A 26,076-nucleotide genomic window follows, 5' to 3' on the forward strand; every position below is an offset into this window, starting at 1 on the left:
TGAGTATAAAAATACACAGAGCAGGGGTGTTTTCCTCGGTTTTAGCGGGGGGGGTGTAACTATGTCACTGAAAATAATCAGTTTTCTACTTAAGATGCGCAGAATTATTTTAGAACAAATGCATAACACCCTGTTTGAATGGTGTCGCGTTCTACCCAGTATGAATGGATGAGTGCTAGCAAAAGGAGAGTGAATGGGGATAGCAGTTCAACTGACAAAAATTTTAGTGGCATGCAGTTTGCTCGCTGGTTGCGCATTGAATGAATCGGTGCCAAGCCCGTCGACAGCAACTCAACAGATTGCCAGTGAAGTCGCCAATAAAGTCTCGAGCGATTCGTCGGCTTCTGCGGCATCAGTAGTAAAAGCATCCGAAGCTTTAACCGCATCTGAAGTTAAAGCGTGTAAGGAAAATGGTTATGTATTTAGCCAAAAAGATATTGATGCGCTGATTTTGAATGCGTTTAATGAGGCGCGTGGCGAATCTAATGCTGGTATTTTGGCGGTGTTGGGTGTGACGATGGCGCGAGTGGATTCGGCGTGTTATCCCGATACGGTGCACGGCGTGGTGTATCAACGTAAACAGTTTTCGTGGACTTGGCAACGTGGAACGCCACGTACTTTAGCCGCAGCCAAAGCGATCGAGCCGAAAACCTATGCCAAGGTCAAAGCCTTGGTCGAAAACTATATCGCGCAGGGTGCGAAACCCAATGGTTCTTTGTTTTATCATACCAAAGACGTTCGCCCGAGTTGGTCACGCTCGGCGTCAATTGAGCGAACGCATGTGACGGGCTCACATATTTTTTATGATCATCGACGCTGTTAAGCGAGTGGGCCGTTCTCTGGCGCTTGAATTATGCCGTGCGAGCGAACGATATCGCTAAGGCATTGCGGACAATAGCAATCACCTTGGCTCGGTAGCGGTAGGCCGTGTGGTAGGTCCATACACCAGCAGCCACCGTTGTTGCCGCCGCTACCGCAGCGAAACGGTTGGCCACATTGCTGGCACTGAAGCTCTCGAATTTTAAGCGCGGTTGGCGACATTATTGTTTCCAGCGCACATGGCGCTCATCGACAAATTCATAATAGCGTAGCAGCATAATCTGCCGATTCGCATCGAGTAGTTCGGCAGGGACTGGGCCAAATGGTGCGGCAAGTCGAATGATTTGCAAGGCATCTTTATCTAGCTTGGGATTGCCCGATTCTCGGGTGAGACTGAGCGCAGCAATGCTACCGTCGGCATTGAGTACGACCCGAAATTGCATTAAACCAAATAGGGCTCGGCCATTGTCATCTCGCGGGAAGTTTTGCTGGCCGATGCGTTCTACTTTTTGCCGAATTTGTCGCTCCCAAATACCAAAAATCGCTTTGCTTTTGTCTGAGCTTTGGCTGCGAATCGCGCCATCTTCGGCTTGCGGAGCTTCGAGGTGTTTAATATCGGCATAGTGAGTGAGTAATGGCTTACCTTGCCGGCTGGTGCCAAGTGCGGTATCTAGCCCGGTGATTTCAACTTCTTTATTATTGCTCGGAATTACCGGCGTTTTGACCATGCTGGCGGCGACGACTTTTTTGGGTGCCGGTTTGGCCCGATAAAGCGGTTTTTCGGCGGTTGTTGTTTTGGTCATCACTGGCGGGCTGGGTTCTGGCGGCGTGACCTTGGGGGTTTGCCGTTGTTGCAGCGTCATCTCGATTGCGCCACCGCTGGCGGGTTTGGCCTTTTGGGGGTCTGTGGCCGGAATCAGTAATACCAGCAGATGCAATAAAATCGCCAAGATAAGCGCCTGCAGCAGCCAGCGCTGGGGCGTTTGAGTAGGAATGGCGAAATCATGATGAGACATGCAAAAAAATCCGAGTGGGAAAGCGGCTTCATTCTATCGTGAAGTTTGGATAGGCGGGCGATGTTGAATAAATTGCGGAGTGCTAGGGTCTGTTGACGTTTGGTTTCCCGCCGCGCAAACGCGATTGGCAAACCAAACGTCAACAGACCCTAAGGTACTGATTTTTATCAGGATGGCAAAAAAAACAAAAATATTTTAAAAAAAGACTTACCGTTTTAAAAAATATAGGGTATTATCCGCCCCCTAACTTGCTGAATGTGATTCACACAGTCAACAAGGCTAGTCGCTAGGGGAGTCGCCAAGTTGGTTAAGGCACTGGATTTTGATTCCAGCATGCGAAGGTTCGAATCCTTCTTCCCCTGCCAAGAATTGTATAAAAAAGAGTCGCGATGCGGCTCTTTTTTATTGTCTGCTATTTCTAATCAAGACGTATTTATTTGCAGCGCTTTATGAATATAGGCTAGCTATGGATACCCCTGTTGCCTGGCTTAGTTGCTTAAGACCGCTTTGACTTCTCGTTCGCCTAGATCGGCAGCACCCCGATAACCTGAACGGCGTAGTGCAACTCCCCATTGCTCGACAATCGGCGCAAAATCTTCTGCACGGCGAACGCTACTTAATAATTCAGCCAAGCGCTGCTCCCAATTTTGTCCGAGATATTCTTGTGTCACTTGCATGATCACTTGGCGCGCCGCTTCGATTTGGCGCTGCTGCTTGAGGTCTTGCACTAAATCGGGCGTGAGCGTGCTCGGGCCGGTGAATGTGTGTTGATTGAGGATTTGTTCCGGTGTTGCTGAGTAGATTAAGCCTAGGTTTTGTAGTTTTAAGAGGATCTCGACCACATCGATCTGTGGCAGCATTTCAATTAAAGCGTAATGATGGCGGCTGCCATCAATCAAGAGCAAGATCTGCCGCTCTTTTTGGCTGATTAAACCGCTGCGCTGCGCTATTTCTTGTTGGCCGTTTGAGGTTTTAGAATAAATAGTTTTTTCCATGATGGCACTCGGCGGCGATGACACATGGTTTATATATAAGCTCAAACTGATGTAGTAAGTAAAAACTAACTACATGCTGTTGCATAAAATAAACAGCTCCAGTTAAGAGTGCTGAGTGGGTCGATGAATGATATCGCGCAGTGCTTCTTCTGCTTGTACTAACAGCGGAGCCTGTTGTTTGCGGCGATCTATATCCAATAAAGGCGTTTGCTGCTTGCGACGTTCTGGATCATAAAAATGGATTTTTTGGTCGGCTGCGCCATTTTCAAATTGAATGACTCCAGCAATTTTCCACGTTTGTTCGATACGTTTGAGGTGATAGCTGGTTTGGTATTCCCATGGGCTGCCATCATTGCGAATGACGCGCCAGCGTAATTGAGCGCTGGCTAAATCAGTACTGATTTGCATCAGGCTAAGAATGGTATAGGTGGCGTCGTGAAAGCCTTGTGCCGCGTACCAAGTAAATAATGCTTGCGTGGTTTCACGCAGTGCATCTATTTCGGGCCAATCGGTGCGTTCTTCATTGATGAGCGTAAAAAAAGGCATGGCAAACAGATTACAAACGCCATCGACATCGAGTTTGGTGTAGACCGTTGCAAAGTCTTCAAAAAAATCTTCTAAAGTCATTCAGAAACCTTTCTTTAAACCAACTTCAAAATTGTGTTTTCAAAAATTATAAATGATTCTCAATGAAACATGGGTTTTTACTTATATGGTGATGTACTTTTGATGCAGATTTTCCCGCTTTGCAATGGCAATGCTGTTGATCGATTGAATCGAATTGTTCTGCTTGAAATTATGACTTTCATCGCCATCTATAAAAATATTCAGATGTATTCATTTAATTAAAGCCAAGTCTTTGTAGGAGTTGTTCATGGTTCAAGCTACTGCCAGCCATTTATTGGTAAAAACTGAAGCCCAGTGCGAAGCACTGAAACAAGAAATTTTAGCCGGTGCTGATTTTGCTGCCGTTGCTAAAGCCAATTCAAGCTGTCCATCTTCGGCACAAGGTGGTGCGTTGGGCTCGTTTGGCCCTGGTATGATGGTGCCTGAGTTTGATAAAGTCGTTTTTAGTGCGCCATTAAATGAAGTACAAGGCCCAGTGAAAACGCAATTTGGTTATCACCTCTTGGTGGTCACTAGTCGCGGCTAAGCAGCTTGCGCGAATAAAAAAACACCGCTCATTTTAAATGGCGGTGTTTTTTTTTGCCCAATTGCGGGTGCAATGATTATTGCTGTGTTGGCTCGGCAACAAAAATTTCAACTCGGCGGTTTTGTGCACGACCCGCTGCGGTGTCGTTGCTGGCAACTGGATTGCTTGAGCCCATGCCATCAATTGTCATACGCTGACTGGCCACGCCTTGGCTGGCGAGATAGTTACGCGTTGCTGCGGCACGATTCACTGATAATGGATTATTGATTGCATCGCTACCGGTATTGTCGGTGTAGCCGACAATACGTACTTGCGTTGATGGGTTTTGATTTAATGTTTGTGCCAAGCGATTTAGAATCGGTTTCATGCTTGGTTTTATCGTTGAGCTACCAACGGCGAATGAGAAATCCGCAGGGATTTCGAGTTTTAATTCATTGTTGGGGGTTTTGCTGACTTCAATACCTGTTCCCTGTGCTGCTTGTTCCATTGCGAGGCGTTGTTTTTCCATGTGTGATGACCACATATAGGCACCTATGGCGCCCGCTGCGGCACCAATTGCGGCATCGCGACCAGTGTGGCTACCTTTGGATACTTTGCTAATGCCTGCGCCAAGGGCGGCGCCACCGAGGGCACCAAGGACTGAACTTTCTGTTTTTGACATGTTTGAGCAGCCAGTTGCGACTAAACTGAAAGCGATTAATGCAGGTAAAAGAGCACGTTTCATGATGTATTCCTTTCATAAAAATTGATAAGGGCAATCAAAACACTATCTATGCCATTAAGCTATAGAAAAATACCCAAATTCAGGTGATTTTCATCACATTATCCGTAGTCCATTGCGTTTTTGGCGGCGGATGAACCATCATAAGCAAAAATTTCACACTGTTATTGTCTTCAGCCCAATGGTCGATTTGAGTGGGAGAAACGTTCAAATACGGCGTGTTAATTCCACCGAGGCATTGGTGGCTAGTCGGTGATTGTTCTAAATATTTAAAGGGTATTGATTGATGAGTATGCCGCTGCTTGCGCTGGTGCTGAACACCGATCGCAAGAGATTGAGTCGTACTTTTGATGATGATTCAGCTGGATGTGATTTTGACTTGTTAAGCGCATCGATCTGATCGATTGGAGATTGCTCTGTCTCGTTTATTGTTCACACTAGAAGCACTGCAATATTAAAGGGTATTGTAATGCAGCCTTTTATGAAAAAAGGCTGCGATGATATACCCTTTATTTACATTTTACTAAGGCCATGATCTCAGTGGCGTTGAGCGTACTGGCTCGCTGTTGAATCTCAGGTAGGTATTTAGTTTGTAGGTCTTTTGCCGGCGCCAAGGTTTCTTTAAAGCTTTGCTGGAGTAAAGCGGCGCTCATTTGGCGCCCGCCAGCGTAATAGCGTTTGGCAACTTGGCCTAGGGCGTAGGTGCTGGCAAAAGAAAATGCCATGCCCGTTGCTGCGCCACCTAAAGTCTTGCCCCATTTACCGCCAACTTTGCCGAACCAACCACCAACCAGTTTACGGCCAAATTGTTCGAGATATTGCGAAGTTAAACCGACACCGACGGTGGATAAAAACTCGCGAATATGGCCTTGATCTAATTCGTAGCCATAGCGTTGACCAATGTTGTAAACCATTTTAATTTGCAGTGGGATAATCGCCACCGAGGCCCAAGTTTGCGGCAGTAATTCGAGCGCACCATTGAGGATGGCTGATTTTAAAATACTACTGTCGATCGCCGCTTGATCAACAATCGGCAGGCTGGTGGGTTGAGTGTTGATTGGCTGGGTCGTGAATAAGGGCGTGCTGCTTTGTCCGGCAGCGGCCAAGGAGTCAGCCTCTTGCTGAAACAGCGTGGTTGTGGGGTTGTTGAGTGCTAAGCACGATTTAAGCTCGGCCAAAAATTGCTGCTCTGCTGCGCTGGTGCTGCCATCAGCATCGCAGACGCACACCGCCATCTCATAGGCAAATTGGCGTTCGGCCTCGCTACTCAATTGCATACACACTGAGGCCAAGTTCACGCGCTTAAATAAAACATTTTGATATAAGCGGGTTAAATCAATGCCGCTGTCTTGACCTAAAGATTGGGCTAAGCCTCGGATATGTTCGCGCTCGCGTTCATCATTATTGCCATCGGCAAACGCGGCCAGTAGCGCAATGGTGAGAATGGCTTGTTGTTGTACGGCTTGCATGATGTCCTCTCAGAAAGTGGTTTTTTACTAGACCCATTCGCTATGGCTTTGTTCCCAATGGTTTATTTTTACCGTGGATCTGAACGTAGATACTGTAGAAGTCGGCCACGATAGGCGCTGCCGTCATTGAGCGCTTGGGTCAGCATGGTTTCGTGCAGGCTAAAGCCACGGCTGGCCATTTGCTTATGAAAGGCGCTACGATTGCTGCGATTGGGATCGATAATTAAAATTTCGGCTTTGGCCGCTGCATGTTGATCGATAAATGTGGCTAGCACTTCAGGATGGCTACGCTCATACAGTACGTCGCTGCCAATAATCAGATCAAACTCGCCTAAATCATGATTGCTGCGTCCCCAGTTACCGGTGCAATATTTCAATTTTGGCAGCGTATTGAGTTGTAAATTGGCCTTTAGAAATTGCTCGGTTAAGGGGTGGCAATCGCTAGCGGTAATATCGCCGAGCCGACGATGAATCACCATACTCGCCAGTGCCAAACCGCAGCCGATTTCGAGGACACGGCGATCGGCTAAATCGTAGCTTTGCATTAAGTCGGCGAGTTTTTGTGATGATGGCCAAATTTGCCCAAATAAAGGCCAGCAGGCTTCAGAAATCCCTGCGGCCTCCGCTTCACCCAGAGGATCATAAAATTGTTGTCGATCGAGTAAGGCACGAATATGAAGATCAGCCCCACCAGCGACAGCGACGGGGAGTTGTTTGACTTGGTAGCCAAACGGAACAGCATGGAGCATGACAGCCTTGGGCATGTGCAGCACTGAATGCTAGTCGAACCGACAGGGCGCAGGGCGCTTTGCAAGGCGAGGAGTAAACGGCGGGGCAGAGGTGCGAGTGATGAATCGTTTTTCATACTAACACCCCCTGCCAATTGGTGATGCGTACTTCTGCATTAACGCAGTTGGGCAGCCTTTAAAATTGCGTTTAATTCTCCGCTCGCTTGCATTTTGGCCAGGCCTTGATTAAACCGTTGCAGCAAGAGTTTGGCATTGGGCGTTTTTCGGCTAATCAATAAATACATCGGCTCTTCATGAATGATTTGTGTGCTGATATTGAGTTGTTCTAAGGCTTTGCTCCCTAAATTATGGCGAATGAGGTGCATGCCGACCGCTTCTTCACAAGGAAAAGCATCGATGCGTTTGGCGAGTAGTTTGGCAAAATTTTGCGCATCGTTATTACCAATATCACTTTCTAGCTGTTGGCTTTGTATTAACTGAGTTAATGCTTCCCCGTAATAATAACCATGGGTAAGGCCGAGCCGATGACCTTTTAAGTCATTGAGTTGCGACCAATAAATCGGTCGATCACGATGAAAAAACAGCACGACTTTGCTGCGATAAACGGGTTGGCTGTATAAAAAATCCTGCCGGCGTTCGGTACTATCAATCCACAGTAGGCTGCCACTCACCTTGCCACTGCGCGCCACATCGAGCGATCTTTTCCAAGGATAAAATTGGTATTTCACTTGGATGTTTTCTAGAGCAAAAGCGCGGCTGACAATTTGGCTGGCATAGCCATATTGCGGCAGATTCGCGCCGAGTAATGGTGGCCATTCGCCATTGGCAAGCTCTATCTCTTGTGGCGCTGCAAAGCTGCAAGCCGCAAAAAATAGCGCCAGAGTAAACAAAAAAATGCGCGGCATAGCGATGAGATTCAATGTGGCAAAAGATTGGTGGGTCAGTTTTTTGACAGACTTACAGTAAGAGCATCATCGCTGTTGCCGTAATTCGCGTCAAGTGTTGACCAGTGGTTTAGTGAGAATGATTTTCAATTTGTTTTTATGGGCTTATTGCCTTTATTTTGCGGAGTTTTATCGGTAACTTTATGTTCTGAAAATTCAACAAGGCAACAGAGCGTATGTCACGGATTTTGATTATTAATGCGGCAAAAGAATTTGGGCATTCTAAGGGGCAATTGAATCAAACCTTGAGTGACCTTGCCCAAACGACACTGCAAGCGCAAGGACATGAAGTTCAAGCGAGTCATATTGACCAAGGGTATGTCGTTGAAGATGAGGTTAATAAAATACTGTGGGCTGATACCATCATCTATCAAATGCCGGCTTGGTGGATGGGGGCACCGTGGATTTTAAAAAAATACATCGACGAAGTGTTTACTGCTGGGCATGGCGTGTTGTATCACAGCGATGGTCGTTCTCGATCACATCCAGAGCAAAAATATGGTTCGGGTGGATTATTGCAAGGCAAAACCTATTTGCTTTCGGTCACTTGGAATGCGCCGATGAGCGCCTTTACCGATGCCGATGATTTTTTTGCCGGTGCGGGGGTCGACGGGGTGTATTTGCCGTTTCATAAGGCGAATGAATTTTTGGGCATGAGTGCATTACCCACATTTATTTGTGCTGATGTGATTAAGCAGCCGGATATTGCCGGCGATTTTTTACGTTATCAACAGCATTTACAGCAGTACATTGCTTAGACATAGAGCATATCTGGATGAACCGTAGCGTTTTTAAGATTTGTACTTGCTGGTTGCCGCCGTATTACTACGGCGGCTAGGTTTTATTTGCCAATGAGCCGCTGCAATTCATTGCTGTGCTTTTGATCAACTAAAATTTATCACCACGCAATACGCGTACTTCACTAAGCCATTGCACTAAAGCGAAATGCGCACCAAATTGATGATGCACTGCGAGAGCTAATTGTTCAGCTTGCCGCGTGTCGATGATGAGTTCAATTTGAATATTTTCATTGGCATCAAAATTGCCATGTTTTTCGCCGTGTTCTCCATTGCCGCGTGCGGCAACAATTGTCCAACCGCGAATCGATCTGGCTTCAAATAAAGCGATTAAATCATTTTCAAGTACTGCTTCGGTGACGATGGTGAGTAGTGTTCGGGTATGGAAAGTCATCGCACAGCTCCTTAAGCCGCATAGCCAGCAAATTGATGATAGAGCGGTACGCCCACCAGAATATTAAACGGAAATGTTACGCCAAGCGCCGCGCCGAGCGATAGTGCTGGATTGGCTTCGGGCAAAGCCATGCGCATCGCCGCTGGTGCTGCGATATACGATGCAGAGGCAGCTAAAATCGCCATCAAGGTTAAGCCGCCCAATGAGAGTCCCATTAGTAAGCCAAAACCAATACCGATCCAGCTGAGCAGTAGCGGTAAAATAATCCCGATACTGAGGACCAGCAAACCTTGCTGGCGTAAAATCCCCATTTTGCCGGCAACCACTAAGCCCATTTCAAGTAAAAACAGCGTTAATACCGGTTTGAATAAATCGATATACAACAAATCAAGCGGTTTGATGCCTTCAGGCCCAGCCAAAGCACCAATAAGTAAGCCACCCATCAGCAGCACCATGCTTTTACCAAGAAAGACTTCATGTAAAAGTTTGCGCCAGCCATGACCGGATTGGGCTGCATTGGGCCCCATTCGCGCGAGCACGACGCCAATCATTAGCGCGGGCATTTCGAGTAGCACTAAAAATAATGTCGTTTGTGGCTCAAAGCTAATCTGTTTTTGCGCCAGAAAAGCCACGCCAACCGCATAAGTTACAACCGACACCGATCCATAATGCGCCACCATACTGGCGGCATCGACTTGGCTGAGTTTGGTGCGTAGCAGTGGATAAATCAGCAATGGAATCAGCGCGCCCATAAAGATGACGAGCAGGGCCTGTGGTAATAGGGTCAATATCGGTTGTTTGGCCAGAATTAAGCCGCCTTTAATACCGATGGCGAGTAATAAAAAAACCGATAGTGTTTCATAGAGTGCACTAGGTAGTTTTAAATCTGATTTTGCCAAGCCTGCGGCCAAGCCAAGCAAGAAAAATAGCACAACGGGATCGATTTGCATGTAGGAATATTTCTTATTTATTGGCAATATTTACGAATTTACTACATTTTGCCAAAATAAAAAACATATAAAAACAAAGGCTATTTCCATTATTTTGTGTAGCAGAAGTACGTAGTGGAAAATAGGATATAGACATTTTTTTATGGTGGGAAATTGCCGTTCGCAGCGGAACGAATTTTTCGCGCTGACGTTGTCGATCACGGAAAAGTGAAATACAAAATGCCGCTCATTATTGCAATGAGCGGCATAAAATAAGAGTCGCTAGAGACTTGCGATCGGGTTTGTGTTGATTAGTGCGATTGCTGTTGTTTTCGACGGCGTGCTGCAAGCAAGCCGACTAAACCGATGCCCATTAAGGCGTATGTTTCTGGCTCGGGTATAGGGGCGACGGAATTTACTTGAACGTTATCAAGATAAGTGCCATAGCTATCGGAAGTTCCGGTCGCTTTAAATACCAAATAGCTATAGCCGGTGCTACTGCCGGTTACATTTTGACTAAAGGTTTTCCAAGTATTGCTGGTAACTGCGCTAGGGTGCAAATCGGCAATCATATTGCTCATTGTTGCTGCCGCGAGAATACTAGCGGTTGTTGCACCAGCGCCAAGGGAGTTAATCCAAAAAGCTTGTAAGCCATTGGTGGCAACGGTGGTATTTGGCCGGGCAGTAAAGTCAAAATTTAAATTGTAATTTTGGCCCGCTGTAGTGCCAAGCGATTGCGCCATGGCACTATTGGTATGGCTATCAAGCTCAACAAATTGTTGACCTTGTGATGCAGGGCCAGTCACATTGCGTTGGATTTCAATCCCCGCGCCCGAAATACTTTTCCAAACACCGCCAGTGCCGACGCTGGAAAAGACGTTCCAAGTTCCATTCGGAACGACAGTTTCTTCAAAACTGCCATCTTGTACTAAATTGGCCTGCGCTAGAGCAGGGGCAGATAAAAGTAAAGCAATCAGGATGTTACGCATGGTGAGCTCCAGTGCAGGTCTAAGAAGTTGGTAATATTGCCGATCGCTTGTCAGCATTCAAGACCGGTGATCATTCATGTTGCATGGCGCAATGGATATGGTGATATGTCATACTGACAACGTAATTCACCAGGCTTTCTGTATTGTTTTTTTTATTCGTGACGCACCGAGATGTAAGTGTTTTGCTGATTAGCTTGCCGATTAAAATAATGCTTACGGTATATTTTAAATGTGGAAGATGGGCTATTAGGAATGCAAAAATTCAGAGAGATATGAGCCAACGTCAGGCTTGAGTAGGCTAATGTTTTCTGATTAGCGGTAGAAAATTAAAGTCACATCCGCAATTTTTTCGATTTAAATTAATTGCGATAAATCGTATTTTGGGGCATAAATGATATGGCCTGTATAAGCCAATAAGACTTTAATTATATGGCTTGTAGCGACATACTCGATGATAAAAATCGCAATGATGGCTAACGCCAATGCCAAGCCAAACCCGTCGCAAGTGCCAGTAAATAAACCGGCCAGCTTAGTCCAAGTAAAAAAAAGAGTAATAGGGTTAAGACGGCGCCAACACACCACGCAGGTACATTCTCGCTGAACGGCGCATTGGGCTTGGGCGAGCGGAAAAAATCGTCGATGCTTTGGGGTATTTCGTTTGGCTTAGGCGAGTCGGCGGTATAGCGAATCGCATCGACTTGACCATTAGCGGCGTCGATTCTGGCTTGGCGTTCGGTTTCAGCCAGTACATATTGTTGACCGCCTGCTTCCATCCATTCAGCCAAAATACTAAACTCGCCGCCATCGAGCCAGACCCCATGCTCGCGGCATTCATCGACAATCACCGCGATGTGCCGACTAAAAGCCCGGCGATTCAGCATTTTATTGCAAGCAGGGCAGGGCTTGTAGCGAACAACCTCAGGTTTGATGCGTTGAATGATGATTTGTCGAATTCGCCCATGATTGATTTCGCGAACTTGCGCAGCCACATGATCGAGCACTATCGGCAGTGCGCCGGGGGCAAAATGCAGCCCTTTGCAGCTCGAGCAATGGCCGACCGTGGTTTGCTTTATGCCTAATTGCAAGAGTTGCAGATCACCGCAGCCGTTGGGGCAATGTAATTCACTGTGCTCAGCCAGTATTTTGAAATCGCGGATGGCTAGTAAATCAACTGCATTATATAAGCCGCAATAGCTGCAAACGAGTTGGTCAACGGGTAGTGCCGCGCCGCATCCAGTGCAATTCATGGTGTATTCCTGTAGTGCCAAGTGTACTTATTTTGGGCAGACTGTCTTAGATCGGTACGCCCAATTGCAAAGGCGTGACCGCTTGGCGACAGCCAGCCATAATAGGCCATCACTTATTCTAGCGGAGTTTGTTATGCCGATGTCAACACTGCTTAAGCCCAGCATTCAACCTTTTTTTCCTCCACAAAGAACCTTAATGGGGCCGGGTCCTTCTGATGTTTATCCTTCGGTCTTGGCTGCTCAAGCCAAACCAACGCTAGGGCATTTAGATCCGGTGTTTGTTGGCATGATGGATGAAGTGAAATCGTTGTTGCAGTATGCATTTCAAACGCAAAACGAAATGACTTTGGCGGTTTCAGCGCCGGGTTCTGCGGGGATGGAGGCATGTTTTGTTAACTTGGTCGAGCCGGGCGAAAAAGTCATCGTTTGCCGCAATGGCGTATTTGGCGAGCGGATGCGGCAAAATGTTGAGCGTGTTGGGGCGATTGCCGTTTTAGTCGATAACGATTGGGGATTGCCAGTCGATCCCAAGGCCGTAGAGGCTGCACTGCAGGCCAATCCTGATTCAAAGTTCTTGGCGTTTGTGCACGCCGAAACATCAACCGGCGCGCGATCAGACGCTAAAGCACTATGCGCTTTGGCCAAGCAATATGACTGCTTAAGTATTGTGGATGCCGTAACGTCGCTCGGTGGCATTGAATTGCGCGTTGATGAATGGGGAATTGACGCGATTTATTCTGGCAGCCAAAAATGTTTATCGTGTGTGCCAGGATTATCGCCATTATCGTTTTCTGCTGCCGCGGTAGAAAAACTTAAAGCACGTAAAACGCCAGTACAAAGTTGGTTTCTCGATCAAACCTTGGTCATGGCCTACTGGGGAAATGGGAGTGGAGCCAAGCGCAGCTATCACCATACCGCACCGGTGAATGCTTTATATGCCTTGCACGAGTCTTTGCGCTTATTGGCCGAAGAAGGCTTAGAAGCCGCCTGGGCGCGGCACGCGGCCATGCATCTTGAATTGCGCGATGGTTTAGAAAAACTCGGTATTGAATTTGTGGTGCCTGCTGAGGCACGTTTGCCACAACTGAATGCAGTATATATACCTGCTGGGGTGGATGATGCTGCGGTACGCAGCCAGTTGCTGCAAGACTATAATTTAGAAATTGGTGCTGGTCTTGGCGCTTTGGCAGGAAAAGCCTGGCGAATTGGTCTGATGGGCTATGCGGCGCGGCGTGAAAACATTGCTTTATTACTTCAAGCATTGGGCAATGTTTTAGCCAAAAAATAAAGCCAAGTCAGTCATAAAACATGCACCGCAATGATGATTTGCGGTGCTTTTTTTATTTAGTTTGAAGCGCATCGTTTATGCATAAAAAAGCAGCCCATCGTGGATTCACAGTCGGAGTTTTTGGTGCGGTACTCGATGGTGATTCGCTATTGTTGGTGAATGGGAGTGCAAAAGCGTTAAAAATGCGCTTTGTAGCTTAAATCTGCGCATAAAATGAGCTTTGAGTTTCCCGTTGCTGAGCATGGACGCGTACCATGTCGAGCAATAAAGTGAATTGAGGTGTAACTGATGAGTACAAAATTATCTAAAGATGAAATGGCGGCGCTGGTTGAAGTGAGCCGTGGTTTGAAAAGTACCCGTTTAAGCCACGCGGTATTTAAAAATGTAAAAGCCCTCACTGGGCAAAAATTAGCCGCCTATGAGCGCAAAACTGGGATTTTGAAAATCACCGATTTGGGTAAACAAACTATTTTTATGACGCTCTGTATTGAGAGTTTGCGCCAATTAAAAATCAATCCAACGCTCAAAATTAACGGTGAAGCACTGGCGTTTTTATTGCGTAAAGGCCATATCGAAACGCGTGAAGGCGAAGTCGGTCATTTCATCACCACCAAAGGTGAAGAATCACTGGCAGATATTGACTCGCAAAAGTAAATTGCTAGGCAAAATGTGTTTGGCGATGAGTCTGCTTGGCTTAAGCAGCCAGAGTAAACGATACACTTTTGCATCCGGCCCGCCGATAGCATGCTGCTTATGCTACGGCATGGCCAGATTCGATTGATGTTTGCTCGGCAGTCTGCGCTGCAGATTGGCCGCGCCCCAAGCGGTAAGCATCCCACGCTTTTTCGTGGAAAAAATACGCCACGGTATTGACCATCGGTTCAATCAAAGCCAAAAATCCCGCCATACCCAAACTGCCGGTAATCAAGTACGCCACGCTAAATGCCACGGTAAAGTGCACCATTGCAAAAGTAATCGTCTTAGCCATGATTGTCTCCTGTTTGCTTAATGTGTTTGATATGCAAATGATATTCGTTCTCATTTAAAATAAACAGTTGAATATTTGCACGACTTTCATAGCAAAAAACTATCGATATGCTGGTGCTGATTTGCAAAGCAAGTTTAGGCTTTGATTGCTAAGGCGCTGATGTCACGAATCATTAAATATGATTCGATGCCGTTATTTTTTTAGGTGGTAAATTTGCAGCAAGAGTTTAGAAATAAAACATCAAGTTAGCCTAGATTGTCTGTGAAATTAGACAGCCAGCCAGCGAATCGAATTGAATCGGCAGCGATGCTTTACAATTAAAAAATGAGCACTTACTCCCTATCTCTGATCGCCATTGTGAATGATCAATTCAGGCCCAAGCGATGAATTGGCCGGCGTTAGTATTATTCAGCTGCACGATCTTTACGCTGGCGTTGGCGCTATTGACTGCGCGGCGTAATGCATTCCCCGCTAAATTTTATTATGTCGGCATGTTGCTATCATCGGCATGGTGGAGTGGTGCAGCGGGGATGGAGAACTGGCAAACCGCGCCAGCAGATAAAATTTTGTGGGCCAAACTCGCTTGGCTAGGCATCGTCACGGTGCCTTGCTATTGGACGCTATTTGTTTGGGCCTATGTCAAAGGCGATGATCGTCGTCCAACTTGGTTTGGGCAATTGGCGCTGTGGTTGATGCCGCTACTCACCTGCCTGATTGCTTTTACCAATGATCAGCATCATTGGCTGTATGTGAGTACATTGCCAGTGAGCGATGCTCCGGGGGCGGCGATTCGCTATGAACATGGCCCATGGTTTTATTTATGTGCCTTGTATTTATACGGTTATATGACGTTGAGTATGTTGGTCATTATTAATGCCCTCGCTCGCGCCAATGCACTGTATCGCCAGCATTATCTCGGTTTGGCGATCGCGATGGCGATTCCGTGGTTAGCCAATGCCGCGCATTTAACCGGATTGGTTACGCTGTTTGATTTTGATCCGACGCCATTTAGTTTTTTAATTATGGGCGGGATTTTTTATTGGCTGATTACCCATCGGCAATGGTTTGATTTATTGCCAATCGCGCATGATGTGTTATTTGACGCGATTCCCGATGCCGTGTTGGTGATTAATGATCAGCAGCAAATCGCCAGATTGAATCACGCAGCGCGAGCGTTACCCAATATGCCGGCCAATGCGATTGGTTTGCCGCTTAAATTACTACCTTCATTTGATAATTTATTACCGACTTTATGGGATCGTTTGCTCCCGGTTGAGTTTGAGTTGCAATTGGGCGACGCGTATTTTGATTTGCGCTCGGTTACCATTTATTATTTGCAGCAGCCGATTGGTCTATTGCTGGTGCTGCGCAATATCACCCACCATAAACATAATCAGTTGGCTTTACAGCAAGCGTTGATTTCACTTGAAGCGCAATTGGAATCGAACGCACAATTGCAACAACAGCTGCATCAAGCGGCGATTCTTGATCCATTAACCAATCTGCACAATCGGCGCTTTTTGGATGAAGTCACCCCCAACTTACTCAGTCATAGCACGCAACAGCAGCAAACGATTAGCTTGGTGATGATCGATTTAGATCACTTTAAAACCATTAATGATCACTATGGGCATAGTGCAGGCGACGAAGTTTTACGGCATATGGCGCAATTATTACGCCGCTATAGTCGGCAAACTGATTTGCTATTTCGTTTGGGTGGCGAGGAGTTTTTAGTTATTTTTCCCGACACCAGCGCCACCCAAGCCTTGCGACTCACTGAAGTTTGGCGCGAACAATTGCTCGCTCAGCCAGCTTTAGTGCATGGCACGCCAATGCCGGTAACTTTTTCGGCCGGGATTGTCGAGGTCGCCTATGCTAGCAATACCTTTGATACCGCCATCGCTTACGCTGATATGGCCTTGTATCGGGCTAAAGATGCGGGCCGTAATCGCAGCGAATTAGCCAGCCCCAAGCATAAAATCTCGATTGAACCCTTGAGCACCACGGCAATGTTTGACTAATGCTTGCATTTATTAGTCAACAGGGTGAAAGTTTGTGCTGAATCTAATCACTTACTCCTTGGGGTAAAACATGCTAAAAAACACTCGCCATAGCTATGGCAAAGTCGCTCGTCTATTGCATTGGCTCTGTGCTATCGCGGTGATCGCTGCCTTGGCGTGTATTGAGCTAAAGGGGTATTTTCCCAAAGGCGATCCGTGGCGCGATGGCTTGAAAATGGCGCATATTCAAGCTGGCATCATCGTTTTTTGGTTGGTAATCCCACGCTTTATTTGGCGCACCGCCAATCGCTCGCCGCTGATTACACCCAGCCCAGCACCCTTGATTATGAAAGTTGCCGATTTAACGCACTGGCTTTTATATGCGCTGATGTTTTGCATGCCGATTTTGGGCGTGGCATTTATTCAAGGTTTTGGTAAACCGGTGGATTTTTTCGGCTGGATTTTGCCAACGATGTTCACCATGACCCCCGAAACCGCCAAAGACGTCAAAGACGTGCATGAGTTTTTGGGCAATACGCTGCTGTGGTTAGTCATTTTGCACGTCGGCGCAGGGCTGTGGCATCAACGTATTATTAAAGACGATACGATGAGCCGAATGATAGGGCCAATTCGTAATGATGATTAATTGTAGCTGTAATGTCGATCTTGCGATGGCTTAGGCCGTAAGTTGCTGAGCCACGCTCGTTGGTCTGGAGCTTAACAACCCGTTCAAGCGCACCGAGTGAGGAGGGAGACAAACTGTTTTATCGTTTGGCTCACGATCGATCGAGGCGACGCCAAAGCTTAGCGGCTAGCCGCTTAGCGACGCGGGGTGCAGGGCTGACAGCGGAGCTGGGCGAGATCAAAATCGCCGTCTTTTGCTTACTTTTCTTGGCGAAGCAAGAAAAGTGAGTCCCTGTCGAATGTGCCGCAGGCACTTAAATTAAAACCATCAAACCCAATCTGCATACCAGCAAAGTTTAATGGGTATTGCCAACTAGCCCTTATTTTTAAAAAACTATCTAGCAATACCCATAGTTTGTATGATTTTCCCGATGCCAAAAGCATGACTCGTGCTCGACGGCGCAACGCCTTCGTTTATACTCTTTGGCTTTCCTCTTTTGATCGACTTCACGATGAACAGCCAAGACTTAGAGAATATCAACGTCACTTCGTTTGACGCGATGCCCTCACCCGAAGAATTACACGCCCGTTTACCGCTTTCTGAATCCGCCGCCCAAGTAGTGGATGCAGGGCGAGAAGCCTTAAAAAACATTCTCGATCGCCAAGATGACCGCCTGATTGTTGTGGTTGGCCCTTGCTCGATTCATGATCCAGTGGCCGGTTTAGAATACGCGCGCCGTTTGAAAGCACTGCAAGCCGAAGTTAAAGACAGTTTATTGCTGGTGATGCGAGTTTATTTTGAAAAACCGCGTACCACCACTGGTTGGAAAGGCTATATCAACGATCCATTTATGGATGATTCATTCCAAGTCGATTTAGGTATGGAAAAAGCGCGGCGCTTTTTGCTTGACGTGTGCGAGCTGGGCTTGCCGACGGCTACCGAAGCGCTTGATCCGATCTCGCCGCAATATCTGGGCGATTTAATCGCATGGACGGCGATTGGTGCGCGCACTACTGAATCGCAAACGCATCGTGAAATGTCATCCGGCCTATCCACGCCAGTGGGGTTTAAAAATGGCACCGATGGCGATATCAGTATTGCGATTAATGCGATTTTATCGGCGTCGCACCCGCATTCATTCTTGGGCTTGAACGGCCAAGGCCGTGTCTCGATTGTGCGTACGCGCGGTAATCAATACGGGCATGTGGTGCTGCGTGGCGGTGATGGTCGACCAAACTACGATACCGTATCGGTGGCAATGGCCGAGCAAGCGCTTAAAAAAGCCAAATTACCGTGCAATATCATCGTCGATTGCTCGCATGCCAATAGCTATAAAAAGCCGGAATTACAGCCACTGGTGATGAATGATGTGATCAATCAAATCGTCAACGGCAGCCAAGCTTTGGTGGGCGTGATGATCGAGTCGAATTTAGTCGTTGGCAATCAAAAAATCCCCGTTGATTTATCGCAATTGATTTATGGCTGCTCGGTTACCGATGGTTGTATTGATTGGGCTAGCACCGAAAGTATGTTGCGCGACGCCGCGCAACGCTTGGCCGCAGCCAAAGCCGCTCGGGCTTAAGCCAATCAGCTGGGGCCTTATCGCCTCAGCTTATGCGCATCTGGCCATCTTTTGATGGTGATCTAACTTTGGCCGATTGTGGGTTCGCTGGGTAATTTGTCAGCCGTTTGCTGATTGAATTGCTTGGTCGTTGGTCGCACAATGGTTCAATCCAAATTGAAGGTGAGCCCCGATGAGCGACGCGACTGCCACACATTGCAGTGAAATTTATCTGGATGCCAACGCCACCACGCCGATTTTGCCGGCGGCGCAAGCGGCGATGATTCGGGTACTTAGCGATAATTTTGGCAATCCGGGCAGCCCGCATGGCGCAGGGATTCGCGCGCGCATTGAGCTCGATCGCGCCCGCGCTGCCGTTGCTGCGGTGTTGCAATTGCCTGCAGACGATTTGATTTTTACTTCCGGTGCCACCGAAGGCATCCAAACAGCGGTGCTGTCGGCACTGTATCCGCAGCGCAGCGCGGCGTTGGTGCGGGTGTTATACGGTGCCACAGAGCATAAAGCCGTTCCCGAGGCGCTGGCGCATTGGGGCGAAATTTTGGGCCTCACGCTGGAGTTGCTGCCAATACCGGTTGATCAACAAGGTCGACATGATTTGTGCTGGCTGGCTGAAAACGCCAAGGGCGCAGCCTTGGTGTGTACCATGGCCGCCAATAATGAAACCGGCGCCATTAGCGATTTAGACGGCATTGCCGGTGTGCTCGATGCGCTACCAGTACGGCCCTTATGGTTGGTGGATGGCGTACAGGCCCTGGGCAAATTGGCGGTCGATTGGCTCGGCTTGCGAATTGATTATGCGCCGTTCTCGGGGCATAAATTACACGCCCCCAAGGGCATCGGTTTGCTGTATGCGCGTGCCGGTGCGCCATTTACGCGGCTTTTGGCGGGTGGTGGGCAAGAGAGCAATGCGCGCTGCGGTACTGAAAACCTACCCGGCATTGCCGCTTTGGGTGCAGTGTGCGAAGCGCTGTTGGCTGGGCAGTTCGGGCCAGCGGGGGCGCTCGCTGTGGCGCAGCAACGGCTAAAAACTGCGCTGCAACACGCCTTTCCGCAACTGATGATCAATAGCCCTAGCCAGCACTGTTTACCCACGACGATTAATTTTTCTTTACTCGGCATCCCAAGCAAATGCTTGCTCGATTTGTTTGACGCGCTCGGTTTACGGCTCAGTGCTGGCTCGGCGTGCAATAGCAAAAACGCCAAACCGAGCTTTGTGTTAATGGCGATGGGTTTAGGCGAAGAGCGCGCCTCTAGCGCGATTCGGTTGTCGATTTCGCCCAACGTTTGCGCTGCCGATATCGACGCTGCCGTTGAACGAATCGCCCTCGCCGGACACATTCTGCAAACCCATCTGAATGATATGCTGCAGCTGGAACAAGTGGCGTTGCCAGATGAAGACCTAGAGCTCTCTAGCCGCTACGCCGTCACCGCCGAGCAATTGCCCGCGTGGATCGCCGCGCATCCGGCTGGGGTTTTAATCGATATTCGTGAGCAATGGGAACAAGCCGCGTGTTGCCCATCGCTTGGGCTGACCATCGCTGCGCAGCCATTGAGCCAATTGCCGACTTGGTTAAGCCAGATCGCGCTCGATCAGCCCTTGTTACTTGCTTGCCGCAGTGGCCGGCGTAGCGGGCAGTTACTCAGCCTGATGCGCGCTAAAGGCTATAGCCAAACTTGGCATTTGGCAGATGGCCTGGCGGGCTTGCCGATGCCAAGTGTTGCTGACTAATTGGGTATTGCCGTCTATAGATCATATGAATTGATTTGTGTGGCAATACCTGTTGCTATGCGTAGATATTCAGATTTGCTGTTGATGCAGAGCTGCGCTCGTTGGTCTGGGGCTTAACCAGCCGCCCAAGCGCACCAACCTATAAAAAGCGTGGCATTGGTAGGAGCGGGCTTGCCCGCGAATGCGAGCTCAATAAGGAAAATCTTCGCGGGCAAGCCCGCTCCTACGCCGTAGGCATTTAAAAATGCACAGCACAAAATCATAATACCAACACAGAGTATTGCCATATAAATATTGAATCAATTTGCTTATGTGGCAATACCTAGGCTATTTGCTGCTGGGTGGCGCAATGGATGCCGCCACCACCGGCGGCAATGGCATCGATATTCAGTTGAACCACATCTCGGCTAGGGAATAAATCGCGCAAGATATCGCGGGTATTGCGATCGGTTTTGCTATCGCCAAATTGCGGGCAAATGACGGCGTGATTGCAAACATAAAAATTAATATACCCGGCAGTAAATTCATCATTACTAAACTGCTGGCGAATTGAATTCGGTCCTGGTAGTTCGATCACTTCGAGCTTGCGGCCTTTGGCATCGGTGGCTGCGCGTAATAGGTTTAAATGCCGCCGAGTCACTGCGTAATCGTAGGAATCAGGGTCATGATCGATATGCGCCACCACCACACCGGGCTCGGTAAAGCGGGCATAAAAATCAGTATGGCCGTCGGTAATATCGCGGCCCGCAATGCCGGGTAACCAGATGATTTTGTTCAGCCCAAGCAAACGCTTTAGCTCGGTTTCGATGTGGGCTTTGCTCACGCCCGGATTGCGATTGGCATTGAGCACGCAGCTTTCGGTGATGATGGCGCTGCCGTCGCCATCGACTTCAATTGCGCCGCCTTCGAGCACTAAACGCGTGGCTAAAGTGGTGACTGCGGTATTGCGAATCATCATCGCCGCAACGCGTGCATCACGAGCATGGCTTTGTTTATTGCCCCAACCATTAAAATGAAAATCAATCGCGCCAATTTGGTGCTGCTGATTTTTAACAAACACTGCGCCGGTATCGCGAATCCACAAATCATCAATCTCTTGCACGATCAGCTGCACACTACTGCCGCATTGCTTGGCGGCGATGTCGTAATCGGCCGCCCGCACCAGCATATTCACCGGTTCAAATTGCGCAATGGTTTTGGCGATGCTGGCTAAATTGGCGCGTGCGCCATGCATCAGGCGCGGCCCCCAAATCGTCGCTTGTGGACCATAAGCCATCCACGTTGCGCGATGCGGTGCGGCTTCATCGGGCATGGTCCAAATGGTGTCGTTATTGGCTTGCGCGACGTTGGGGAGTGAAATCCCCGCGCCCAGCAGCAGGCTGCTACCGGCGGCGCCGAGCGTGTGTTTTAAAAAACGGCGACGTGGATGCATTGGGCTTCCTTTAGGTGGCTGTGAAGGTATAGCGTATTGTTGCGCTATTTATTGATGAGGAAAAATGATATTTTTAGCGGTAATTTATCAATATTTCTCATCAATTATGACCAAACTACCGTCGTTTAAATTATTAATGGGTTTTGAAGCCGCCGCTCGCTTGGGGAGTTTTTCGCGGGCCGCCGATGAATTGTGCTTATCGCAATCGGCAATCAGTCATCAAATTTTGCAATTAGAAACACAGCTGGCGCAGCCCTTGTTTTTACGCGTTGGTCGTGGCGTTGAGCTCACGGTGGCGGGCGAGGTGCTGCTGCGCAGCGTGCAACGTTCACTGTCGGTGCTGGCTGGCGGTTTAGCGCAAATTGACACCTATCTGGACCCCGGACTGGTGGTGATTGTTGCGCCTGCGGCCTTGTTGCAAGGTTGGCTACAGCCGCAATTGGCCGCGTTGCAAGCGGCGATTCCCGAGTTATGTTTGGTGCTATCGGTGGACGAGTCGGCGCGGTATATCGACGAAGTAGACGTTGATTTATTCATTAGCCAGCGGCCATTACAGCAAGCCGGTGTGCAAGATCACTCTTGGCTTAGCGATGAATGGGTGGCCGTGGTTAGCCCGCAGCGAATGCCCGAATTACAAGCGCTGCCAGTCCATCAGCACCATCAAGTGATGGGTCTGATTTCGCTGGAGGCGGATTTTCAAAACGAAGGTCCCAGCCATCAGTTTCGTCAGCAACTAGCCGCTTTTCGCCGGCGGCGAATTTATGACGATGTGCGTTTGCAGCTGGATGCCGTTTGCCGTGGTGATGGGATGGCCTATGTGTTGCGGCGGCAAGCTAGTGAGTATTTGCAAACTGGGCAATTACTTATTTTGCCCGACTATCCGCGTTTAGCCGCCGCGCCGTGGATTTTATCGAGCGTTGCGGGCGAACCGCGTGCTGAGATTGTGCGCCAAGTGCGGGATTTTTTGCTGCAAGCTGGCGAAGCCGAGGCGGCGTTTTGATGCAGATTGCTAGTCATGTAGTGGTTGCGTAGGAATTGGTTACTGACATAAAACTTGCGGTTGTTTCTGATTTTGGCAATCATAGCGCTGCACTTTTTTTTTAGCGCTGGCTTTGTACGTCGCTGCCCGCCAATTTGGAGCCTGACCATGTTTGTTCGTGCATTTGTTTTGAGTGTCTGTGTGTTGTTTCCCATTAGCCTAGTGCAGGCGCAAGATCTCACCACGGTACCGGTGCATTTTGCTAAAGGGCAATCGAGCACGGTGATCAAGGGTCAGATTAAAGGCTATCAATACATCGATTACACGCTGAACGCCAAGGCTGGGCAAACGCTGACGGTGGCGTATAACAGCCGCCAGCTCAGTAGTTATTTCAATATTTTGCCGCCGGGCTCACAAGATGAAGCCTTGTTTGTTGGTTCGAGTGCTGGCAATACCTATCGCGGGGTGTTGCCTGCCAGTGGCGAATATAAGCTGCGGGTTTATTTAATGCGTAATGCCGCACGGCGTAATGAAATCGCGAAATTCACCCTGAAAGTCGCCATTGAGTCGCCGCCAGCGTCCGACGCCAAAGTGAGCGGCACGCCTTACCATGCCACCGGTACGATACCTTGCGTTGTTCAGCAAACCCGAGCATGCCCATTTGGCGTGGTGCGACACGGGCAGGGCGCAGCAGAGGTGACGATTCAAGTTGCGCAGGGCCAACGCATCATTCGTTTTGACCATGGCATCGCAACGGGCTATACGGCAAAGCCGATGCCGCACGGGGAATTTAGCCAGCAAAAGCAACAAGACGTCAGTCATATCAAAATTGGTGCGGAGCAATACGAAATTCCTGATGCAGTGATTTATGGCGGCTAATCTATATGGGTATATCGATTCATCGTGTTCGGTAGCCCGCTGATTGTGCAGCACCGAGTTGGCTGGGGATGATTGCGGCGGATTTGGCAGGAGTCAAATAATGCGTCTGATCGTGGGGATGTTGTTGCTTAGCTTGAGTTTGAGCTGCGCCGCACAAAAATTACGCTTGCTGGCGGCAGAATATCCACCCTATACCTCGCAAGCCTTGCCCAAGCAAGGCGCGTTGATTGAGGTGGTCAAAAAAACCTTGTCGCCACACTATCAATTAGAAATTGTTTTTGTACCGTGGGCGCGGGCGCTCAATGAATTAAAAGCCAATCGCGCCGACGGCATTATTGGCGTTTGGCCCAATAGTTATGTGGATACCGGCTTTCGGGCATCGAGCCCGATTTTTATCAGCAAACTGGGCTTTTATGTGCCCACCGCGCAGTTGGTGCCGCTGTTAGATTTAAATCAATTGCAGGGGCGGATTGCTGGCGGGGTACGCAATTATGGTTATCCAACCACGCTGTATAAAACCGGTGTACGCATTGAGGTTGCCAACGACGATCAAAGTAATTTAAAAAAACTCGCCGCAGGGCGAATCTCTTTTGCGATTTTAGAAAAAGCCGTTGGCGAATATTTATTGACGCAGCCAGAATTAGCCCCTATCGCCCACCAAGTGAGCTGGCAAGAGCCAGCCTTGGCAGAGGCGGCACTGAGCATAGCTTTTGCGCCGAAGGCCAGCGCGGCATTGGCCGCATTTGAAACCGCGCTACGCCAGCTCACCCTATCGGGTGAACTTCAACAAATCGCCAACCGCTACCAAATCGACTTACCCAGTAGTACGGTCATCGTCGCACCCTAGTGCTTGCCAGCCGCCATGTAATCGCGTTCAATACGCGCTTTTTTGCAGACTAGGCCATGACTGTCGCATCACCGTGTATTCAACAATGCAAACTTGATCCGGCTGGCCAATATTGCCTTGGCTGCCGCCGTAGCTTGGACGAAATCAAAGCTTGGTCGACCAGCAGCGACGCTGCTAAACACGCCGTTTGGCAACGCCTCGCCCACTTGCCGCCCAGCATTCAATCTAACTAATCGAACTAAGCCGGGCAATATTGCGCCAATAATTCAGGGCTACTCACCAAAGGATTACCGCTGCCTTGTAGCCCGACAATGCGCTGATCGCGTTTGATCTCCCACGCATCCACCGGATAGGTTTTGGCCCAAGCGCACATCAGTTGCCGATCTTGTCGGCTGAGATTGAGCTGATACTGCTGGTGCATATACAAAGTAATTCGCGCTGCGCGGCCGCGCACTTCTTCGCGGGGCTGCACTTTTTTGGCTTTGAAATCGACAATCGTTTGGCAACTGCCATACATCGGCTGTGGATTGCGCGTCCACGCGCTAAACGCGTAATTGCTGCGATCGCCATTTACCTCGCCCACAGCGGGCACCAAATTGACTAAATCACCCTCGGCAATTTGGTAGATGACATCAGTGTTGCCGCAATTTTTGCGGCCGCCGTTTTTCCAGCATTGGCGTTGATGACCAATCACCCACGCCGGTACTACATGCTCCCATTCCAAACGCCGCGCGCGCTCAGCATTTTTACGCGGCTGATAATTACAACTGGCCCAGTCGATCTCTTTGCCAGTGTATTGGCAGCCACAGTAGAAATCCTCTTCCATACCGGCAAATACCCTAGGTAATACTTTTTTGGCCTGCTGAAAATCCCTATGCCCGACCGGATTTTGCCGAGTCGCCATCACGACGTTTTCGGCATTAAGCGGTGCTAGATCACCCGATGGTGGTGGCGTTGGCGAAGTCAGCGCCGCCAAACCTTGCTCGGCCCAGTCGCCAATTTGCTGCACGCCAGCGCTATTAAAAAATTGCTTAATTTGCTCCGTCGCCTGCGTAACGCAGCCGGATAAAGTCAGCGTTAACAGGCAGCCAAGCGCCAGCGAAATGATGCGGCGAGAATTTAAAACAGACATGGGGGAATCGATCAAAGAAGAGAGAAAAACAATTGAAGCAGTGGCAATACCGCATGGATTCAATCAAACCGCCGACAGTATAAAATCGTCGTCAGAATTGAACTAGGGTATTCGTAAGATTTGCCCTAGGTAATAAGTACAAAGCTGATGATGGGGAATGGACGTTCATTGCGATCGGGGTTAAAGCTGCTGATGTGGCTAGTCGGTGCGGCTAATGTGCGATAACAAGGACACTCATACAAGGTGCTTAAACTAAGTATTTTCCCTATTCACAACACTTTCTTTATTTAAGATGGTAAAGAAATCTATATGAAATAAAATAGTCAGCGATAAAGAGGCGCAAAGCCGCCGATGGCCGTGCTAATCGGTGATT

Annotated in this window: 28 protein-coding genes and 1 tRNA gene; 14 read left to right on the forward strand and 15 right to left on the reverse strand. The window is 48.6% G+C overall.

From position 1 onward, the window contains the following. The first annotated feature begins 193 nt into the window (after positions 1-193). Complete coding sequence (locus tag K4H25_RS01825; RefSeq protein ID WP_221021758.1) at positions 194-823, forward strand: cell wall hydrolase; 630 nt, start codon at positions 194-196, stop codon at positions 821-823. On the opposite strand, the gene K4H25_RS01830 is transcribed toward K4H25_RS01825, so the two are convergent. Both K4H25_RS01830 and K4H25_RS01835 read right to left on the reverse strand, forming a co-directional pair. Continuing rightward, on the reverse strand, positions 820-1,041 hold the full coding sequence (locus K4H25_RS01830; protein ID WP_221021759.1) for a cysteine-rich CWC family protein: 222 nt from the start codon (positions 1,039-1,041) through the stop codon (positions 820-822). The genes K4H25_RS01825 and K4H25_RS01830 overlap by 4 nt on opposite strands. Beyond that, on the reverse strand, positions 1,041-1,835 hold the full coding sequence (locus K4H25_RS01835) for a TonB family protein (protein ID WP_221021760.1): 795 nt from the start codon (positions 1,833-1,835) through the stop codon (positions 1,041-1,043). Before K4H25_RS01835 ends, K4H25_RS01830 begins: the two co-directional genes overlap by 1 nt. A 288-nt stretch (positions 1,836-2,123) precedes the next feature. Here K4H25_RS01835 and K4H25_RS01840 point away from each other — a divergent pair. After that, a tRNA-Gln gene (locus K4H25_RS01840) sits at positions 2,124-2,200 on the forward strand. A gap of 123 nt (positions 2,201-2,323) precedes the next feature. Here K4H25_RS01840 and K4H25_RS01845 read toward each other — a convergent pair. Both K4H25_RS01845 and K4H25_RS01850 read right to left on the reverse strand, forming a co-directional pair. Continuing rightward, the gene (locus K4H25_RS01845) at positions 2,324-2,830 is read right to left on the reverse strand and encodes a hypothetical protein (protein WP_221021761.1); all 507 of its coding nucleotides are present in this window, start codon (positions 2,828-2,830) and stop codon (positions 2,324-2,326) included. Between the two features lie 102 nt (positions 2,831-2,932). Continuing rightward, entirely contained in the window at positions 2,933-3,457 is a 525-nt protein-coding gene (locus tag K4H25_RS01850) for a DUF6841 family protein (protein ID WP_221021762.1), read from the reverse strand. Between the two features lie 247 nt (positions 3,458-3,704). Here K4H25_RS01850 and K4H25_RS01855 point away from each other — a divergent pair, with 247 nt between their 5' ends. Beyond that, the gene (locus K4H25_RS01855) at positions 3,705-3,983 is read left to right on the forward strand and encodes a peptidylprolyl isomerase (protein ID WP_182076025.1); all 279 of its coding nucleotides are present in this window, start codon (positions 3,705-3,707) and stop codon (positions 3,981-3,983) included. Between the two features lie 76 nt (positions 3,984-4,059). Here K4H25_RS01855 and K4H25_RS01860 read toward each other — a convergent pair whose 3' ends face one another. The 4 genes from K4H25_RS01860 to K4H25_RS01875 form a co-directional block, all read right to left on the reverse strand. Then, positions 4,060-4,707 carry a YiaD family glycine zipper/OmpA-like lipoprotein gene (locus K4H25_RS01860; protein ID WP_221021763.1) on the reverse strand — a complete coding sequence of 216 codons (648 nt, stop codon included), beginning with the start codon at positions 4,705-4,707 and terminating at the stop codon, positions 4,060-4,062. Positions 4,708-5,213: 506 nt separating this feature from the next. Beyond that, on the reverse strand, positions 5,214-6,173 hold the full coding sequence (locus tag K4H25_RS01865; protein ID WP_221021764.1) for a YcjF family protein: 960 nt from the start codon (positions 6,171-6,173) through the stop codon (positions 5,214-5,216). Between the two features lie 68 nt (positions 6,174-6,241). Next, positions 6,242-6,922: a class I SAM-dependent methyltransferase gene (locus K4H25_RS01870; RefSeq protein WP_255587921.1), complete on the reverse strand. Its 681-nt coding sequence runs from the start codon at positions 6,920-6,922 to the stop codon at positions 6,242-6,244. Positions 6,923-7,077: 155 nt separating this feature from the next. Beyond that, positions 7,078-7,827, reverse strand: a complete 750-nt coding sequence (locus tag K4H25_RS01875) for a substrate-binding periplasmic protein (protein ID WP_221021766.1) — start codon at positions 7,825-7,827, stop codon at positions 7,078-7,080. 215 nt (positions 7,828-8,042) lie between these two features. On the opposite strand from K4H25_RS01875, the gene K4H25_RS01880 reads away from it, so the two are divergent. Beyond that, positions 8,043-8,624, forward strand: a complete 582-nt coding sequence (locus K4H25_RS01880) for an NAD(P)H-dependent oxidoreductase (RefSeq protein ID WP_221021767.1) — start codon at positions 8,043-8,045, stop codon at positions 8,622-8,624. A gap of 130 nt (positions 8,625-8,754) precedes the next feature. Here K4H25_RS01880 and K4H25_RS01885 read toward each other — a convergent pair whose 3' ends face one another. From K4H25_RS01885 to K4H25_RS01900, 4 genes are all read right to left on the reverse strand, one after another. Further along, positions 8,755-9,057, reverse strand: a complete 303-nt coding sequence (locus K4H25_RS01885; RefSeq protein ID WP_173532810.1) for a P-II family nitrogen regulator — start codon at positions 9,055-9,057, stop codon at positions 8,755-8,757. Positions 9,058-9,068: 11 nt separating this feature from the next. Further along, positions 9,069-10,007 carry a sodium-dependent bicarbonate transport family permease gene (locus K4H25_RS01890; RefSeq protein WP_221021768.1) on the reverse strand — a complete coding sequence of 313 codons (939 nt, stop codon included), beginning with the start codon at positions 10,005-10,007 and terminating at the stop codon, positions 9,069-9,071. Positions 10,008-10,297: 290 nt separating this feature from the next. Further along, positions 10,298-10,975, reverse strand: a complete 678-nt coding sequence (locus K4H25_RS01895) for a PEP-CTERM sorting domain-containing protein (RefSeq protein ID WP_221021769.1) — start codon at positions 10,973-10,975, stop codon at positions 10,298-10,300. Positions 10,976-11,448: 473 nt separating this feature from the next. Continuing rightward, positions 11,449-12,222, reverse strand: coding sequence for a TFIIB-type zinc ribbon-containing protein (locus K4H25_RS01900; protein ID WP_221021770.1), 774 nt, complete (start codon positions 12,220-12,222; stop codon positions 11,449-11,451). A 133-nt stretch (positions 12,223-12,355) separates the two neighbouring features. On the opposite strand from K4H25_RS01900, the gene K4H25_RS01905 reads away from it, so the two are divergent. Both K4H25_RS01905 and K4H25_RS01910 read left to right on the forward strand, forming a co-directional pair. Further along, a complete protein-coding gene (locus K4H25_RS01905; protein ID WP_221021771.1) occupies positions 12,356-13,510 on the forward strand; it encodes a pyridoxal-phosphate-dependent aminotransferase family protein in 1,155 nt (384 codons plus the stop codon). 288 nt (positions 13,511-13,798) lie between these two features. After that, complete coding sequence (locus K4H25_RS01910) at positions 13,799-14,164, forward strand: hypothetical protein (RefSeq protein WP_221021772.1); 366 nt, start codon at positions 13,799-13,801, stop codon at positions 14,162-14,164. A gap of 97 nt (positions 14,165-14,261) precedes the next feature. On the opposite strand, the gene K4H25_RS01915 is transcribed toward K4H25_RS01910, so the two are convergent. Beyond that, positions 14,262-14,498, reverse strand: a complete 237-nt coding sequence (locus tag K4H25_RS01915) for a DUF2061 domain-containing protein (protein ID WP_221021773.1) — start codon at positions 14,496-14,498, stop codon at positions 14,262-14,264. Positions 14,499-14,881: 383 nt separating this feature from the next. Here K4H25_RS01915 and K4H25_RS01920 point away from each other — a divergent pair, with 383 nt between their 5' ends. From K4H25_RS01920 to K4H25_RS01935, 4 genes are all read left to right on the forward strand, one after another. Then, positions 14,882-16,519 carry a histidine kinase N-terminal 7TM domain-containing protein gene (locus tag K4H25_RS01920; protein WP_221021774.1) on the forward strand — a complete coding sequence of 546 codons (1,638 nt, stop codon included), beginning with the start codon at positions 14,882-14,884 and terminating at the stop codon, positions 16,517-16,519. 70 nt (positions 16,520-16,589) lie between these two features. Continuing rightward, a complete protein-coding gene (locus K4H25_RS01925; RefSeq protein WP_221021775.1) occupies positions 16,590-17,144 on the forward strand; it encodes a cytochrome b in 555 nt (184 codons plus the stop codon). A 490-nt stretch (positions 17,145-17,634) separates the two neighbouring features. After that, on the forward strand, positions 17,635-18,705 hold the full coding sequence (locus K4H25_RS01930; RefSeq protein ID WP_221021776.1) for a 3-deoxy-7-phosphoheptulonate synthase: 1,071 nt from the start codon (positions 17,635-17,637) through the stop codon (positions 18,703-18,705). Positions 18,706-18,877: 172 nt separating this feature from the next. Next, complete coding sequence (locus K4H25_RS01935; RefSeq protein ID WP_221021777.1) at positions 18,878-20,434, forward strand: aminotransferase class V-fold PLP-dependent enzyme; 1,557 nt, start codon at positions 18,878-18,880, stop codon at positions 20,432-20,434. 322 nt (positions 20,435-20,756) lie between these two features. Here the strand turns inward: K4H25_RS01935 and K4H25_RS01940 are convergent, their stop codons facing one another. Then, positions 20,757-21,866 carry an agmatine deiminase family protein gene (locus K4H25_RS01940; protein ID WP_255587927.1) on the reverse strand — a complete coding sequence of 370 codons (1,110 nt, stop codon included), beginning with the start codon at positions 21,864-21,866 and terminating at the stop codon, positions 20,757-20,759. 64 nt (positions 21,867-21,930) lie between these two features. Here K4H25_RS01940 and K4H25_RS01945 point away from each other — a divergent pair, with 64 nt between their 5' ends. The 4 genes from K4H25_RS01945 to K4H25_RS01960 all read left to right on the forward strand — a co-directional run bounded on the left by K4H25_RS01945 (position 21,931) and on the right by K4H25_RS01960 (position 24,804). Continuing rightward, positions 21,931-22,866 (forward strand): LysR family transcriptional regulator, encoded by a 936-nt coding sequence (locus tag K4H25_RS01945; RefSeq protein WP_221021778.1) that lies wholly within the window; start codon positions 21,931-21,933, stop codon positions 22,864-22,866. A gap of 147 nt (positions 22,867-23,013) precedes the next feature. Further along, positions 23,014-23,724, forward strand: a complete 711-nt coding sequence (locus tag K4H25_RS01950; protein ID WP_221021779.1) for a hypothetical protein — start codon at positions 23,014-23,016, stop codon at positions 23,722-23,724. A gap of 100 nt (positions 23,725-23,824) precedes the next feature. Beyond that, positions 23,825-24,571 (forward strand): substrate-binding periplasmic protein, encoded by a 747-nt coding sequence (locus K4H25_RS01955; protein ID WP_221021780.1) that lies wholly within the window; start codon positions 23,825-23,827, stop codon positions 24,569-24,571. Between the two features lie 56 nt (positions 24,572-24,627). Beyond that, positions 24,628-24,804 (forward strand): DUF1289 domain-containing protein, encoded by a 177-nt coding sequence (locus tag K4H25_RS01960; protein ID WP_221021781.1) that lies wholly within the window; start codon positions 24,628-24,630, stop codon positions 24,802-24,804. Positions 24,805-24,809: 5 nt separating this feature from the next. Here the strand turns inward: K4H25_RS01960 and K4H25_RS01965 are convergent, their stop codons facing one another. Beyond that, complete coding sequence (locus K4H25_RS01965; RefSeq protein WP_221021782.1) at positions 24,810-25,703, reverse strand: endonuclease; 894 nt, start codon at positions 25,701-25,703, stop codon at positions 24,810-24,812. Between the last annotated feature and the right edge of the window lie 373 nt (positions 25,704-26,076).

Source organism: Deefgea piscis, assembly GCF_019665785.1.
Taxonomy (GTDB): Bacteria; Pseudomonadota; Gammaproteobacteria; order Burkholderiales; family Chitinibacteraceae; genus Deefgea.